Source organism: Bradyrhizobium sp. Ken01, assembly GCF_055807355.1.
Window position 1 is genome coordinate 101998 of the sequence record NZ_JBVVPC010000001.1, and the last position, 14239, is coordinate 116236.

7 protein-coding genes and 1 pseudogene are annotated in these 14239 nt (G+C 64.8%); 3 read left to right on the forward strand and 5 right to left on the reverse strand.

Translation table 11 applies throughout. The features are described 5' to 3' along the window. Window positions 1–157: 157 nt before the first annotated feature. Window positions 158–673: a YcgN family cysteine cluster protein gene (locus AC0L3S_RS00480; RefSeq protein WP_063993066.1), complete on the forward strand. Its 516-nt coding sequence runs from the start codon at window positions 158–160 to the stop codon at window positions 671–673. A gap of 155 nt (window positions 674–828) precedes the next feature. Next, the gene (locus tag AC0L3S_RS00485; protein ID WP_473277740.1) at window positions 829–2409 is read left to right on the forward strand and encodes an MDR family MFS transporter; all 1581 of its coding nucleotides are present in this window, start codon (window positions 829–831) and stop codon (window positions 2407–2409) included. Window positions 2410–2415: 6 nt separating this feature from the next. Here the strand turns inward: AC0L3S_RS00485 and AC0L3S_RS00490 are convergent, their stop codons facing one another. Together AC0L3S_RS00490 and AC0L3S_RS00495 are read right to left on the reverse strand one after the other, a co-directional pair. Further along, complete coding sequence (locus AC0L3S_RS00490; RefSeq protein WP_473277741.1) at window positions 2416–4917, reverse strand: GAF domain-containing sensor histidine kinase; 2502 nt, start codon at window positions 4915–4917, stop codon at window positions 2416–2418. A 114-nt stretch (window positions 4918–5031) separates the two neighbouring features. Beyond that, the gene (locus AC0L3S_RS00495) at window positions 5032–6687 is read right to left on the reverse strand and encodes a thiamine pyrophosphate-requiring protein (RefSeq protein WP_473277928.1); all 1656 of its coding nucleotides are present in this window, start codon (window positions 6685–6687) and stop codon (window positions 5032–5034) included. A gap of 263 nt (window positions 6688–6950) precedes the next feature. Between AC0L3S_RS00495 and AC0L3S_RS00500 the strand changes: the two genes are divergently transcribed. After that, the gene (locus AC0L3S_RS00500) at window positions 6951–9461 is read left to right on the forward strand and encodes a cation-translocating P-type ATPase (protein WP_473277742.1); all 2511 of its coding nucleotides are present in this window, start codon (window positions 6951–6953) and stop codon (window positions 9459–9461) included. A gap of 482 nt (window positions 9462–9943) precedes the next feature. Here AC0L3S_RS00500 and AC0L3S_RS00505 read toward each other — a convergent pair whose 3' ends face one another. The 3 genes and pseudogenes from AC0L3S_RS00505 to AC0L3S_RS00515 all read right to left on the reverse strand — a co-directional run bounded on the left by AC0L3S_RS00505 (window position 9944) and on the right by AC0L3S_RS00515 (window position 13999). After that, the gene (locus AC0L3S_RS00505) at window positions 9944–11539 is read right to left on the reverse strand and encodes an MBL fold metallo-hydrolase (protein WP_473277743.1); all 1596 of its coding nucleotides are present in this window, start codon (window positions 11537–11539) and stop codon (window positions 9944–9946) included. Further along, the gene (locus AC0L3S_RS00510; protein WP_473277744.1) at window positions 11536–12456 is read right to left on the reverse strand and encodes a ribose-phosphate diphosphokinase; all 921 of its coding nucleotides are present in this window, start codon (window positions 12454–12456) and stop codon (window positions 11536–11538) included. The genes AC0L3S_RS00505 and AC0L3S_RS00510 overlap by 4 nt, the downstream gene beginning before the upstream one ends. Then, a pseudogene (locus tag AC0L3S_RS00515) lies at window positions 12453–13999 on the reverse strand (thymidine phosphorylase family protein). The gene AC0L3S_RS00510 and the pseudogene AC0L3S_RS00515 overlap by 4 nt, the downstream one beginning before the upstream one ends. Window positions 14000–14239 lie beyond the last annotated feature (240 nt).

The window sequence follows — 14239 nt, forward strand, 5'->3', positions numbered from 1 at the left end:
CAGGGCTTATAAACCAATGGTCACGCTTGCGATTTTGAACAACAGGCCTAATTGACCCCGGTTCACTACGGGCCTCACGCGGGCGTTGCTTGCAGCCCCAAGGCCGCACGCCCTAGATGGCACCAGCCGTAGCTCTTTCGAACTTTTGTTGAGGCGCATGACCGCAGCTCCCAAACGACCTTCAGGCCAGGAAGGATTCTTCTGGAAAACCAAGACGTTGGAAGAGATGTCGGGGCCCGAATGGGAGAGCCTGTGCGACGGCTGCGGCCGCTGCTGCCTGAACAAGCTCGAGGAAGAGGGCACCGGCGACATCTACTTCACCCATGTCGGCTGCAAGCTGCTCGATGGGGTGACCTGCGGCTGCAAGGACTATGCGAATCGTTCCGACAAGGTTCCGGACTGTGTCCGCCTGACCCCGGCCAATGTCCGCACCCTGAACTGGCTGCCGCCGAGCTGCGGCTACAAGCTCGTCGCGGAAGGCCGCGACCTCTATTGGTGGCATCCGCTGGTGTCGGGCGATCCTGACACCGTGCATGAGGCCGGCGTCTCCGTACGCGGACGGGTCGAAGGCAGCGAAGTGGAGATCCCGGACGACGAGCTCGAGAACCACATCGTGCAATGGCCGGCGCAGTTGCCGAAACGAGCCCGCCTGAAGCGACGTCCGAAGGACTGATCCGCCGCACCAGATAGATCACGCCTTCGGGATGGCCGTCGGGTGGGATGCTCCCATGCGCCGCGGTGCCTGCCCGAGAAGAAATTTGCTGTCTACATTGGTTGCATAGAACGAATCCTTCGCGGCGTTGCGCCGCCTCATGGCTTCCGATCGAGATGAACAAGTTCGAGCGGCAGAGCAGTTCTGCCGACACCCAGACATTGCCCGACGATCTCGCCGAGGAATTGTCGCGCCTTCCGAGCGAGGTTTTGAGCGTCGATGACGCTCCTTCGCTCGCGCCGCGGGCGCCGCTGTCGCAGGACGAGGTCCGCACCATCGTCATCAGCCTGATGCTGACGATGTTCCTGGCCGCACTCGACCAGACCATCGTCGCGACCGCGCTGCCGACTATCGGACGCCAGTTCCACGACGTCTCCAATCTCTCCTGGGTCATCACCGCCTATCTGCTCGCCTCAACCGCGGTCGCGCCGGTGTTCGGTACGCTCAGCGACATCTATGGCCGCCGCGTGATGATCATCATCTCGCTCAGCCTGTTCGTGGCGGGCTCGGTGCTGTGCGCGATCGCGCCGAACCTGCCGATGCTGATTCTTGCACGAGGTCTCCAGGGGCTGGGTGGCGGCGGCATCATGCCTGTGGTGCAGACCGTGATCTCCGACGTCGTGAGCCCACGCGAGCGCGGCCAGTACCAAGCCTATTTCTCCAGCGTCTGGATGGTCGGCGGCATTCTCGGCCCTGTCATCGGCGGCGTGTTCGCCGAGCATCTGCATTGGTCGATGATCTTCTGGATCAATGTGCCGCTCGCAGCCGCGGCGATCGCGCTGCTGTTGCCCAGGATGAAGAAGATCCCGGTGTTCCACCGCAAGCGCAAGGTCGACTGGCTCGGCGGCGTGCTGCTGATGGCCTCGGCGGTCGTATTCATGCTGGTGCTGACCTGGGGCGGCACGCGCTTCCCGTGGCTCTCGCCGACCGTGCTCGCGATGGTGGGCGGCGCCGTCGCGCTCGCGGTCACCTTCGTGTGGCACGCGCGCCGGGCGGACGAGCCGTTCCTTCCGCTGCCGCTGCTCGGAGGATCGGTTGTGCCGTTCGGGCTGACGGCCGGCGGCTGTGCGCTCGGTGCGATCACGGGGCTTACGGTGCAGCTGCCGCTCTATTACGAGGCGGTCTATCATCTCAGCGCCAGCGAAGCGGGCCTTGCGCTGATTCCGCTCGCGGCGGTCTCGACCGTCGGCGCGGCCGTCGCCGGTCGCACCATGGCTCGCGCCAAGCACTACAAGCGGGTCGCCATCGTCGGAACGTCCTGGGCCGCGCTGTGCGGCCTCGCCCTCACGTTGACGACGCTGCCGCTTTGGGCGCTGCTGACGCTGATGGCTGCCTTTGCACTTGGCCTCGGCACCACCTTTCCGGTCTGCGTGGTCTCGGTGCAGAATTCGGTCGCCCGTCCGCAGGTCGGCACCATCACCGGCGCATTGAACTTCTTCCGCTCGCTGATGTCCTCGTTCACTGTCGCGGCGTTCGCGGCCATCCTGCTCATCGCGCTCGGTGCCGACGTTCCGCTCGCCGGCGAGCATCACGGCGCCGTCAATGCGATCCCCGCCGACGACATGCGGCATGCGTTCCGTTACGTGTTCGGCGCCGCGACGGCGCTGATGGCCGGCGCCGCGCTCTGCCTGATCATGATGGAGGAGCGGCCGCTGGCCGGGCCCTCCACGACGCAACCGGTCGAGATGGCGGAGTAGGAACCGCTAGCCGCGGCCTCCGTCCGGAAAGCTGCCGTTTCGCGGCAATCGAATCGTGAACTCGGTGAACGCGCCGGGCTCCGTCGCGACGTCGATCGTGCCGCCATGCTGCTTCACCACGATGTCGTGGCTCATCGACAATCCGAGGCCGGTGCCTTCGCCGGGCGGCTTGGTGGTGAAGAACGGATCGAACATCTTTTCCTTCACCTCGTGCGGAATACCGGTGCCGTTGTCGCGGATGCGGATCTCGATGCTGTCGCCCCGGTCGCGCGTTGCGGCGATCACCACCGGCTCGTAATCGGCGGCGCCGTCATCCGCCTTGCGCTTGGCCACCGCGTGGAAGCCGTTCGAGATCAGGTTCAGCAGCACCCGCGTGATCTCCTGCGGAAACACTTCCGCTTGCCCGGCTGCCGGATCGAGCTCGCGCTTCAGCGTCACGTCGAACTGTGGCTTGTCGGCGCGGGCGCCGTGATAGGCGAGGTTGAGGCTCTCCTCGACCAGCGCGTTGATGTCGCTCAGCCGATGTTCACCGCCGCCCTCGCGGGAATGCAGCAGCATGTTCTTGACGATGGAGTCGGCGCGCCTGCCATGCTGCACGATTTTCGCGAGATTGTCCTTCAACAGTCCGGTCAGCTCGTCGACCTCGCTGCGGACGTCGTTCGCGAGCGGGACAGGCGCGAGCGCATCGTTCAATTCGTCCGTCAGTTCGGCGGAGAGCGATGCAAAATTGTTGACGAAGTTGAGCGGGTTCTTGATCTCGTGCGCGATACCGGCCGTGAGCTGACCGAGCGAGGCCAGCTTCTCGGTCTGGACCAGCCGGTCTTGGGCTGCGCGCAAATCGTCGAGGGATTTGGCGAGGTCCCTGGTGCGGTCCTGCACCTCGTTGAACAGGCGCGTGTTCTCGATCGCGATCACAGCCTGGTCGGCAAAGGTCTTGAGCAGGGCGATCGCCTTGTCCGGGAAGGGACCGGCCTCCGGCCGCGTCACGCCGATGGTGCCGATCGCGACGCCGTCGCGCAGCATCGGGATCACGAGGATGCTGCGATAACCTCGCGTCCGCGCCAGCTCTCTCATGGCGTCCGTGAGGTCGGGCTCGTTCTGCATGTCGCTGCGGAATGCGAACTCTCCGCTTCTTGCCACCCGGCTGTGAATGCCGGATGCCGACAGCGGCGCCGGGAACGAGCTGAGCAGCTCTTCATTGCCGGCTTCGTTGTCGGTGCTGAAGGCGGCGAGGTGCAGCAGGCCGTCGATGACGCGCGTGACGGTGGAGGAATGTCCGCCGACCAGGGACTTGGCGCTGTCGGAGATCGCCTGGAACACCGGCCTCACATCCGCGGGCGAGGCGGCGATCACCTTGAGGATGTCGGCGGTCGCGGTCTGCCGTTCCAGCGCTTCCCTCGTGGTGTTGAACAGGCTGACATTCTTGATCGCGATCACCGCCTGGTCGGCGAAGGTCTGCAGCAGCCGCACATGATGCTCGCCGAACGTCCCGGTCGCGCGTCGCGTGGCGATGATGATTCCGATGGCCTCGCCGTTGCTCATCAGGGGCGCGAACAGCATGCTGCGGTAGCCTCGGGCGCGCGCGATGTCGCGGGCTGCCGGTTCGACCTCGGTGTCGGGCAATTGCGCCGCCGCACCATCGGCCACGAGCTGGTAGGGCGGGAACTGCGCGAATGGCACCGGGAACGAGGACTGCAGCACGCGATCGCCGGCCGGATCGGTCGGCGTGAACGCCGCAAGGTGCGCGGCGCCGCCGATGTAGCGCAGCACCGCCGTGGAGAAGCCGCCGATCAGCCGGTTGGCGTTGGTGGCGATGGCATCGAACACCGGCTGTACGTCGGATGGCGAAGCGGCCATCACTTTCAGGATGTCGGCGGTGGCGGTCTGGCGTTCCAGCGTCTCGCGCGTCTCGTTGAACAGCCGCGCATTCTCGATCGCGATCACCGCCTGGTCGGCAAAGGTCTGAAGCAGCTGGACGAGGTCGGCCGCGAACGCGCCGGGCTCGGCGCGCGTGACGCTGATCATGCCGACTGGTATCCCCCGGTTCATCAGCGGCATGAACAGCACGCTGCGGAAGCCGCGCAGCCGCGCAAGCTTCCGGTTCAGCTCCGGGACTTCCGCGGCTTCGCTATCTGGAAACTGGATCGTCTCACCGCCACGCACCAGCGCGAAGGTCGGAAAATCGGCAATCTTGCGCGGGAACGAGGCCTTGAGCCCTGCGTCCGCCTCAGGGCTCGTCGGTGTGAACGCCACGAGGTGGAGCTCGTCCTCGATGAACTGAAGCACGGTGGCGGAGAAGCCGCCGAGCAAACGCCGGGAGCTGGATGCAATCGCCTCGAACACCGGCCGGGCATCGGACGGAGAGGCCGCGATGGTGCGCAGAATCCCGGCGCCGGCGCTCTGACGATCGCGCGCGGTCGCAAGCTCGCTTCGAAGCTGCGCGTTCTCGGCTGTGGCCGCCTGTAACAGGCGTTCGAGTTCTTCGATGTCGTTGGAAGGAGTGGTCATTCGCATTCCGGCTTGATACCGCGACATGCGCGGCACCAAGGCGGATTATCACATCTCCTGCGGCCGGAGCCAGCGTCCGCGACAGCGAGTTTTGCTGCCAGAATCCGGCCAGCTTTATGTGCCCGGCCGCGACACCTCGGTCTCCTTGCTGGTGATGAACTCCAGCAAAACGGGAATGCCTTCCTGCGTTTTCTGGATGCCGCGCTTGATCGCGGGGACGATGTCCTCGGGTCTCGTCACCCGCTCGCCATGGCCGCCGAAGGCGCGTGCCATCGCGGCGTAGTCGCCGGAAATGTCGGTCGAGCGATATTTCTCGGTCGAGACCGGCATCACCTTCAATTCGATCGCCATCGAAAAATTGTTCAGCAGGATCGACATGATCGGGATCCGCTCGCGCACCGCGGTCTCGAAATCCATGCCGGTGAAGCCGATCGCCGCGTCGCCCCAGACATTGATGCAGAGCTTGTCGGGCTTTGCGAGTTTTGCGCCCATGGCCAGCCCAAGGCCGTAGCCGAGCTGCGTCGTCTTGCCCCAGCCGAGATAGGTGAGGGGCTCGACCGACTTCCAGAACGGCGACAGCTGGTCGCGCGGGCTGCCGGCGTCGTGGGTGATGATGGTGTTGCCGATATCGACGGTTTGCTGCAAGTCCCACAGCACGCGATACGGGCTCAAGGGCGCATCATTGCTGGTGAGCTTCGGCATCCATTTCGCCAGCCACTCCTCGTGCGAGGCCGCGATCTCGGCCGCCACCGCCGATGCGTCGCGATCCGCGGGGACGGTCTTGCCGATCTCATTCAGCAGCGCGTCGAGCACGAGCCCGGCATCGCCGACCAGGCCGATCCTGGCTTCCACGTCCTTGTTGAGATGGTTCGGATCGAGTGTGGAGTGGATGATGGTTTTGCCTTTAGGCATCGCGACGCCGAAGCTTGTTTCAGTGAACGAGCAGCCGATGCCGAAAATGACGTCGGCCTCGGCCAGGAACTTCGGCACCGCCCGCGGCACCGCGAGGCCGCCGGAGCCAAGCGAGAGCGGATGCGTTTCCGGAAAGGACGATTTGCCCCCAAGGCTGGTGGTGACGGGAGTGGCGAGCCGTTCGGCCAACCGCTTTAATTGCGGCCAGGCCTGCGCGTAATGCACGCCCTGGCCGGCATAGATCACCGGACGCTTGGCGTTGACCAGCAGGTCGGCCGCCTCCTTCACATGAACAGGGTCCGCCCCATAGCGGGTGCGCAGCACCGGCGTATAGTTCAGCGGCTCCGGCACCTCTTCGTTCCACATATCGGCGGGGATCTCGACGATGACGGGCCCGCCGCGGCCGTTCTTCAGCTTGGTGAAGGCGCGGCGAAAAATGTTGGCGACTTCCGCGGCCAGGATGATCGGCTCCGACGATTTCGAAAACGCCTTCATCGCTTCGCTGGAATTGAAGTTCGGCTCGATATGCGAAAGCCTGCGCTGATAGCCCATCGGCAGCACCAGCACGGGAACAGATTCGCCGTAGCATTGCGCGACGCCGCCCATCGCATTCTCCGCACCGGGCCCATGCTGCATGCAGAACGCGCCGATCGAGCGTCCCGATGTCACCCGCGAGATCGCATCCGCCATGTGGATGCCGACGCGCTCCTGCCGCACCATCACCGGCCGAATATCGGCCCTGGCCGCATGCTCGATCAGATGGTTGACCGGATAGCCGCAGAGGATCTCGATCCCCTCGCGCTTCATGATTTCCGCCATCGCGGTGCCGAGCTTCATGGCGTCTCTCTCCCTGGGCAGGCCGGTTGCTCCGGCTGATTAGGGGAGAGAGGATCAGGAAATTGGCGGAGGGTAAAGCACGGCTCCATGCCCCCGCAGGTAGGTCAGCCATGCAAGGCAGCCGCGTCCTTCTGTCAGGTCGATGCTTGACGCAGCTCAAGCCGGCAGGCCGTTGTCGCATGGCATAATGGCCGTGGTGGTGATGATGATGACACACCGCATCTTTCCATGAAATTCTCGGGGACCCGAATGAGCTTCCAGTATCTGTTGTTTGATCGCCGTCGATGCAGGGGCTGACCGCGTCCGAAGTGCAGGCCCGGCTCAAGGCCGAGGGCTTCAACGAGTTGCCTCGGACGGGCCGGCGCACGATCGTGGGCCTCATCCTCGACGTTCTGCGCGAGCCCATGCTGCTGTTGCTGCTGGCGGGCGGGGTGATCTATTTTGTCCTGGGCGATCTCGGCGAGGCCTTGCTGCTCCTCGTCCTTGCGTCGATCTCGATTGTCATCACCATCGTGCAGGAGGCGCGCACCGAACGCGTGCTCGAATCGCTACGGGATCTGACCAGCCCCCGCGCGCTTGTGATCCGCGCGGGCGAACGCATCCGTATTCCCGGCCGGGAGGTCGTTCGCGGCGACCTGATCGTGCTCTCCGAGGGGGACCGCGTGGCGGCCGACGCCCGCGTCGTTCGATGCGACGATCTGCTGCTCGATGAATCGCTGCTGACGGGCGAGTCCGTCCCGGTCCGAAAGCAGGCAAGTCCAGCGCTCGAACAGCCGCGCACGCCGCACGCCGGTGGTGAGGACCAGCCGTTTGTGTTCTCCGGCACGCTGGTGGTGCGGGGCAGCGGCGTGGCCGAAGTCCTGTCGACCGGAATCCGGAGCGAGATCGGTAAGATCGGACAATCGCTCAGTGCCCTGGTGACGGAAACGCCACGTCTGCGGCAGCAGACCACGCGCCTCGTGACGATGTTTGCCATTGCCAGCGCCATCGTCATCGCGTTGACCGTACTCCTCTACGGAATCTACCGCGGCGGCTGGCTGGAGGGCGTGCTGGCAGGCATTGCGCTTGGCATGTCGATGCTTCCCGAAGAGTTTCCCGTCGTCCTAACGGTGTTCCTTGCCATGGGCGCCTGGCGCATCTCGCAGGCGCGCGTGTTGACGCGGCGCGCATCGGCGATCGAATCGCTGGGCGCGGCGACCGTGCTCTGCACGGACAAAACGGGCACGTTGACGGAAAACCGCATGACGGTCGCGCGCTTGGTGCTGCCGGATGGCACGCAATACACGCCTGGCGCCGCGGAGCGCCCTGAGCCTGCGTTCGATCCGCTGATCGAGACCGGGGTTCTGGCGTGCGTTCCGGAGCCGTTCGATCCCATGGAGAAAGCGTTGCATTCGCTCAGACCGGGTACGGCGACCGGCCGACGGCTCGTGCAGAGCTACGGGTTGCGTCACGACCTCCTCGTGATGTCGAACCTATGGCGGGGAAGCGGTGACGAATGCGTCGTCGCAGCAAAGGGGGCACCGGAAGCGATCGGCTCGCTGTGCGGAATGAGCGCGGAAGAGCTGTCTGAATTGCGGACACGTGTCGATGCGCTGGCTCAGGAAGGGCTTCGCGTGCTCGGCGTGGCGCGGGCAACTTGCGCGGAGACGTCTCTTCCCGAGACGCAACGCGGCTTTGCTTTCCGCTTCTGCGGCCTGAGCGGTTTTGCGGATCCACTGCGGCCTGAAGTCGAGGGCGCCGTCGCCGAATGCCGTTCTGCAGGCATCCGTGTCGTCATGATCACCGGAGACTATCCGGCAACCGCGTCTGCGATCGCAACGCGGGCGGGCCTCGATCCCCGGCGCGTCCTGACAGGGGCGGACGTCGAAAGCATGGCCGATGCCGAACTCGCCCGGGCTGCGCGGGAACAAACCGTCTTTGCCCGAATTGCGCCCGCTCAGAAACTGCGCGTCGTCAATGTACTCAAGGGCGCCGGCGAGATCGTCGCCATGACGGGCGACGGCGTCAACGACGCACCCTCGTTGAAGGCCGCCCATATCGGCATTGCCATGGGTGGGCGCGGCACCGACGTGGCGCGCGAAGCGTCTTCGATCGTTCTGCTCGACGACGATTTCGGCTCGATCGTGAAGGCGGTTCGGCTCGGCCGCCGGATCTATGACAATCTTCGCAAGGCGATGAGCTTTATCCTCGCGGTCCATGTTCCGATTGCGGGGCTTGCGCTGTTGCCGCTGTTGACCGGGATGCCGCTGCTGTTCGGGCCGGTCCACATTGCGTTTCTCGAAATGATCATCGATCCCGTCTGCTCACTGGTTTTCGAGGCCGAGACCGAAGAGCGCGACGTGATGCAGCGGCCGCCACGCGCGCCGGACGAGTTGCTGCTGCCAAGGTCCCTGCTGGTCTGGTCGGCGCTGCAGGGCGGTCTTGCGCTGGCCCTGACCGGCGGCGTGATGGCGACGGCGAATGCCTACGGCATGCCGGAGAACGAGGTGCGGGCGTTGACGTTCTTCTCGCTGGTGCTGGTGATCGTGAGCCTGATCTTCGTCAACCGCTCGTTCTCGACATCGCTTGTCGAGGCCTTCACCAGGCCGAACCGGACGCTGGCCGTCATTGTCGTGTTCGTGACCGCCGTGCTTGCCCTGAGCCTCGCGTGGCCGGCCGCAGCGGACCTGTTTCGCTTTGGTCCGCTGCATGCCGACGATCTCGCGATTACGGTGGTGGCGGCGGCGATTTCCCTGGTGTTGCTGGAACTGTCGAAATACCCGCTGCGCCGTCGCTGGCTTGCCCGAGCCCCGTAGCCCGCATGAAAGTCTGCCCTGACAACGGCAGACAAACGTCTATTTGCAGTTCTTGCAGATCGTCAGCTTTCTCTTCAATACGTCGTCTTCCTGATCGACCGATGACTGGCTGGCGCTATCCGGATTGGACCTGGAGCCCTTTGCTGCGCGTGACCTCGCGGGCGGCATCTCCTGACTTGACGTGTCGTTGTCGTCGCTGACGCCTGCGCTGAAGCCATCGTAATCGGCGGCCGGATTAGGCGCGGGCGATGCATTGGGCGGTGCAATTGAAACCGGGGGCCTGATCGAAGTCTGTCCTGTCGCGCCGCCGTGCGGCCATGTGCCGGCAAACATGAGGCCGAGAGCCAAGAGCGTCGCGCTTCTCATTCGCATCCTTCGAACAGCTCTGGTTCATCGATTGGCAGGTTGGCTCATCGAGCCACGCTATGCTGAAGACTAACAGGACTCGCACGACCGTCAAAGCGCCCGGCTATTCGTCCCGCCTATCCATTCTCCTGTAGCGCCCGTCGCAGCCTGCGGATGATGACGCCGCGGGCGCGGTCGTCGGCGGCGGCTGCGACGCGGTCGTTGATGTCGAGCATGAGTTCCGACATCTCGTTGTGCCAGTCGAGACGGGTTACGGCTTCCGGCGCCAGCCGGCGCCGATGGTCGACGTCGAGCACGCGCGGTTCGGGGGTCGAGAGCTCATAGATGTCGTCCAGCATCGGCTGATAAATCTTCGCCGCCGGAAGGATGCGTTCGGCGACGCGCTCGGCAAGACCCGCGATTGCATTCTCTTCGCCATGGATCAGGAACAGTCCGCGCGCGATCGGGCGGCGTGCCGCGATCCAGCGGGCGATGCCGGCGCCGTCGGCATGTCCGGAATATTCGTCGATCATCCGGATCCGCGCCGCGACCCGGATCTCCTCGTCCTGGATTCGTACCGCCTTGGCGCCGTTCTGGAGGAAGCGGCCGAGCGTGCCGTTGGCCTGGAAGCCGGTGAGCAGCACGGTCGCATGCGCGTTCCACAGCCAGTGCTTCAGATGATGGCGGATACGGCCGGCATCGCACATGCCGCTGGCCGCGATGATGATGTGAAAGCCGGAGAGCCGCATGATCGCCTTGCTCTCGGCCACCGTCTCGGTGAACTTGAGATGCGGCGAGTTGAGCAGACGGCTGACATCGACGCTCTGATCGAGGCTCATCGCGTTCTGCCGGAACACCTCGGTTGCATGGATCGCGAGCGGCGAATCCAGGAAGATCGGCGCTGCAGGAATCTCGCCGCGCTCCATCAGATCGACGAGGTCGACGATCAGTTCCTGGGTGCGCTCGACCGCGAAGGCAGGGACGAGCAGGGCGCCCCTGGCGGCTGCGGCATCGCGGACCTCGGTCGCAAGATGCTGCCGGCGCTGCTCCGGCGTCGTGACGGCACGCACGCGGTCGCCATAGGTCGACTCGGAAATGACGTAGTCGAGGTCCGACGGCGCCTGCGGATCGGGCTGGAGCAGCTTTGCCTCGGGGCCGACGTCGCCGGAGAGCAGCACGCGCAACGGGCGCGTTGCACCCGCATCGGAAAACTCGAGCTCGATCGAGGCGGACCCGAGCAGATGGCCCGCGTTCCAGTAGCGCGCGCGAACGCCGGGCACCACGTCGATCCAACGTTCATAGTCGACGGGACGGAACGATTGCAGCGTTGCGATCGCGTCTGCTTGCGTGTAGATCGGCTCGACCTCCTTGCGGCCGCGTGCCGCGTTGCGCCGGTTGAGTTGTGCGACTTCGGACTCCTGGATGTTGCCGGCGTCGGGCAGCATCCAGGAGCAGAGGTCGATCGTGCCGCGCGTCGCCAGGATCGGTCCGCCAAATCCCTCGCGCACGAGCTTTGGCAGCAATCCGCTGTGATCGATATGGGCGTGCGTGAGAAGCACCGCATCGATATCGGCGGGCCGAAAGGGAAAACCGCCGTAGTTGAGTTCCTTGAGCGTCTTCTGCCCCTGGAATAGACCGCAATCGACCAGGAAGCGGCCGGAGGCAGTCTGGAAAAGGTAGCTCGAGCCGGTCACGGTGCGGGCGGCGCCGCAAAATCGAACGGTGATGCTCATGTCGTCGTCTCCGGCGAAAGTGTCTTGCTCAATTCGGACCGCAGGGCGGCCGCGAAAATCTCGTCGAGCGCGATCGCGTTGGTCGGATGCGGCACGCTGTCGGTCGAGCGGACGGAGCGGATGCCAGCGTCGCTGAATGCCGCGACCATTTCGGGCGGAAACAGGGCATGCGTCACGATTGCGTCTATGCCGGTCGCACCTGCGGCCTCAAGCGCCTTCGCCGCAACCATCAGTGTGGCTCCGGAAGAGATGATGTCGTCGACCAGCAGCGCCGGGCGACCGGAGAGCAGGCCGGGATCGGCAAACTCGATTTGCACGGAACGATCGCCGTGGCGCATCTTTCGGGCGACCGTATGCTGCAATTGGAGCCGCCGGGCGAGATCACTCACCCATGGCTCGGATTCGGAATCGGGGCCGATCACGACGGTGGCCGGATCGACTCCAGTTTTTGCGAGGGTGTTCGCAATCGCCGGCATAGCGGACAGATTGTCCGCCTCGATGCCGGGAAACATGAGCTCGATCCTGGCCGTGCGGTGCAAATGCGCGTCGACGGTGACGACACGATCGACGATTCCTGTAAGGAGTCGGCCGATGGCGCGCTGGCTGATAGCTTCGCCCGGATGAAAAGCCGCGTCCTGCCGCATGTAACATAGATACGGCGCCACCAGGACCAAACGCTTTGCGCCGGCGCGTCGCAGTGCTTCACAGGCCAGCAGCAGCGCGATCAGCTTCTCGTTGGGCTGGTCCAGTGCGGCGTAGAGGATAACCGTGTCCGCGACCGGGCCGATCGTGATACGCAGTTCGCCGTCGGGGAAATGGTGAAGATCAATTTCCTCACAGGCAAGTCCGAGCTTCGTCGCCACTCGCGCTGCTGCACCCGTGGCCGAGGGCAGGCTCTGGAAGGCGATCGTGCTCACGGCGCCGTCCCGCCTTGAAGGGTATCTCGATCTTTGATGGCGTACCCGGCGTCGGCAGCGGTCGCAGTCGCAGTCGCAGCGAGATCGTACTCCGGCTGGTCGAAGGTGTGGACGCGGTAGAGCGGCTCGCCAAGCTCGACCCGGTCGCCGATCTTCTTGAACAGCCGGATGCCGGCGCCCTTGTCGAGCGGCGCGCCGGCGGTGCGGGCCAGGCGATTGAGCCGCAGGCAGTCGATTGCGGTGACGACGCCGTCGTGCGCGGCCTTGACGTCGAACGAAAGATTGCCGAGCTCGGTACTGCAATTCGATGGGCCCTGGGCATCGATGATCCTCTGCATCTGCTTCAGCGCCGCCCCGCTATCGAGCAGCTCGCGAGCCCGCGCATAACCTGCCCCGCCGCGCAGCTTCGGATCGTGTTCGAGGAGATGGGCGGCGAGGCGCAACGATTTCTCGCGCAGATCTCGCGGGGCATCCGGGTCGTTACCGAGCACGGCCATCACGTCGTTGGCCTCGAGCACCGGCCCGATGCCGTTGCCGATCGGCTGGCGGCCGTCGGTTGTGATCACTCGATCGTGCGACCGAAACAATCGCCGACGAATTCGAACATTTTTCGCAAGCGCATCGCTTCGACGGCGCTGGTGACCTTCGCCGTCGGTCCGACCGGAATGTCGATCAACAGGTGCGTCGAGCCAGCTGCGATCTTCTTGGACATGATGGAGGCAACCATCTGCTCGCGGGTGTCGAGACTGAGCGGGCGTTCGACCGAGATCAGGATGTCGTCGGCGGGCGACAGATTCACGTGCCCGCCCCAGATCAGGCATCCATTGCAGGTCGCAACGATCGTCTTCATCTCCTCGACCCCGACATTGACCCGCGCCAGCACCTCCATCGTGTCGGCGGTGCCCGCCGGCGAGGTGATGGCGCGGGAGGACGTTTTGGGAATCGGCAGGCCGTGCGCGGCGACGATGGGTACCACGACCATCGAGGTGCGATTGCCGGGGATGCCGCCGATGCAATGCTTGTCGACCACGATCGGGGCCGGCCACACCAGTTGCGTGCCGGCCTCGGCCATCGCACCGGTAAGAGAGAGGAGCTCGTCACTGGTGATGAAGCTCGCCGAACCGATCAGGAATGCGGCGATTTCCATGTCGGAGTAGCGGTAATGTGCGAGATCATCGATGATCGCGCCGATTTCCGCCCGACTCAACGTTCGTCCGCGAATTTTGGCGCGCACCGCCTCCAGGCTCTCCGGAGGGGAGGCGGGCGTGACCGTGACCAGCGTGCCGGCGGCTTGCGCGAAACGCCGGAACGCGGGCTCGGAGAGGCCGATCTCGTCGGGGGCGGCCAGCGCGTCGTCGTCAGTGATCAGGAGCGTCGCGAGCAGCACCTTGCCGTCGAGACGAAGCTCGACCCGACTGAACCCGCGAAAGATGTCCGCACGCAGCGCCTTCGACCGCCTGGAAATGACGACGACGTTCTCGCGGCCGGTATCGAGATGGACACGGCGGATCTTGAGTTGGGGACGTGAGGGATCTGGATGCATGAAGGGGCCGGCAGGAAGGTTGGGCCTCCATGCTTACCCGCCACTGGCTCCATGCAATTGACCCAGATCACGTCCGACGTCCTGGCCCGGCATGGCGCTCGGGTCGCCTTGCGGTGACGAGCAGCAGGCGGGCTGCGGACTGCGACCTCCAACGCACGTCAGGAATATGGTTGATAAACAGTAACCGTCCGCCGCGCGCTCCCCAGCGGCCGCGAACGTCAAAGAGGAATTTAACGCTTG

Excerpts from the sequence above, each read along its gene's own strand:
- AC0L3S_RS00505 (WP_473277743.1), bottom strand. The coding sequence starts at position 11,539 with ATGAGCATCACCGTTCGATTTTGCGGCGCCGCCCGCACCGTGACCGGC.
- AC0L3S_RS00490 (WP_473277741.1), bottom strand. The coding sequence starts at position 4,917 with ATGACCACTCCTTCCAACGACATCGAAGAACTCGAACGCCTGTTACAG.
- AC0L3S_RS00480 (WP_063993066.1), top strand. The coding sequence starts at position 158 with ATGACCGCAGCTCCCAAACGACCTTCAGGCCAGGAAGGATTCTTCTGG.
- AC0L3S_RS00500 (WP_473277742.1), top strand. The coding sequence starts at position 6,951 with ATGCAGGGGCTGACCGCGTCCGAAGTGCAGGCCCGGCTCAAGGCCGAG.
- AC0L3S_RS00485 (WP_473277740.1), top strand. The coding sequence starts at position 829 with ATGAACAAGTTCGAGCGGCAGAGCAGTTCTGCCGACACCCAGACATTG.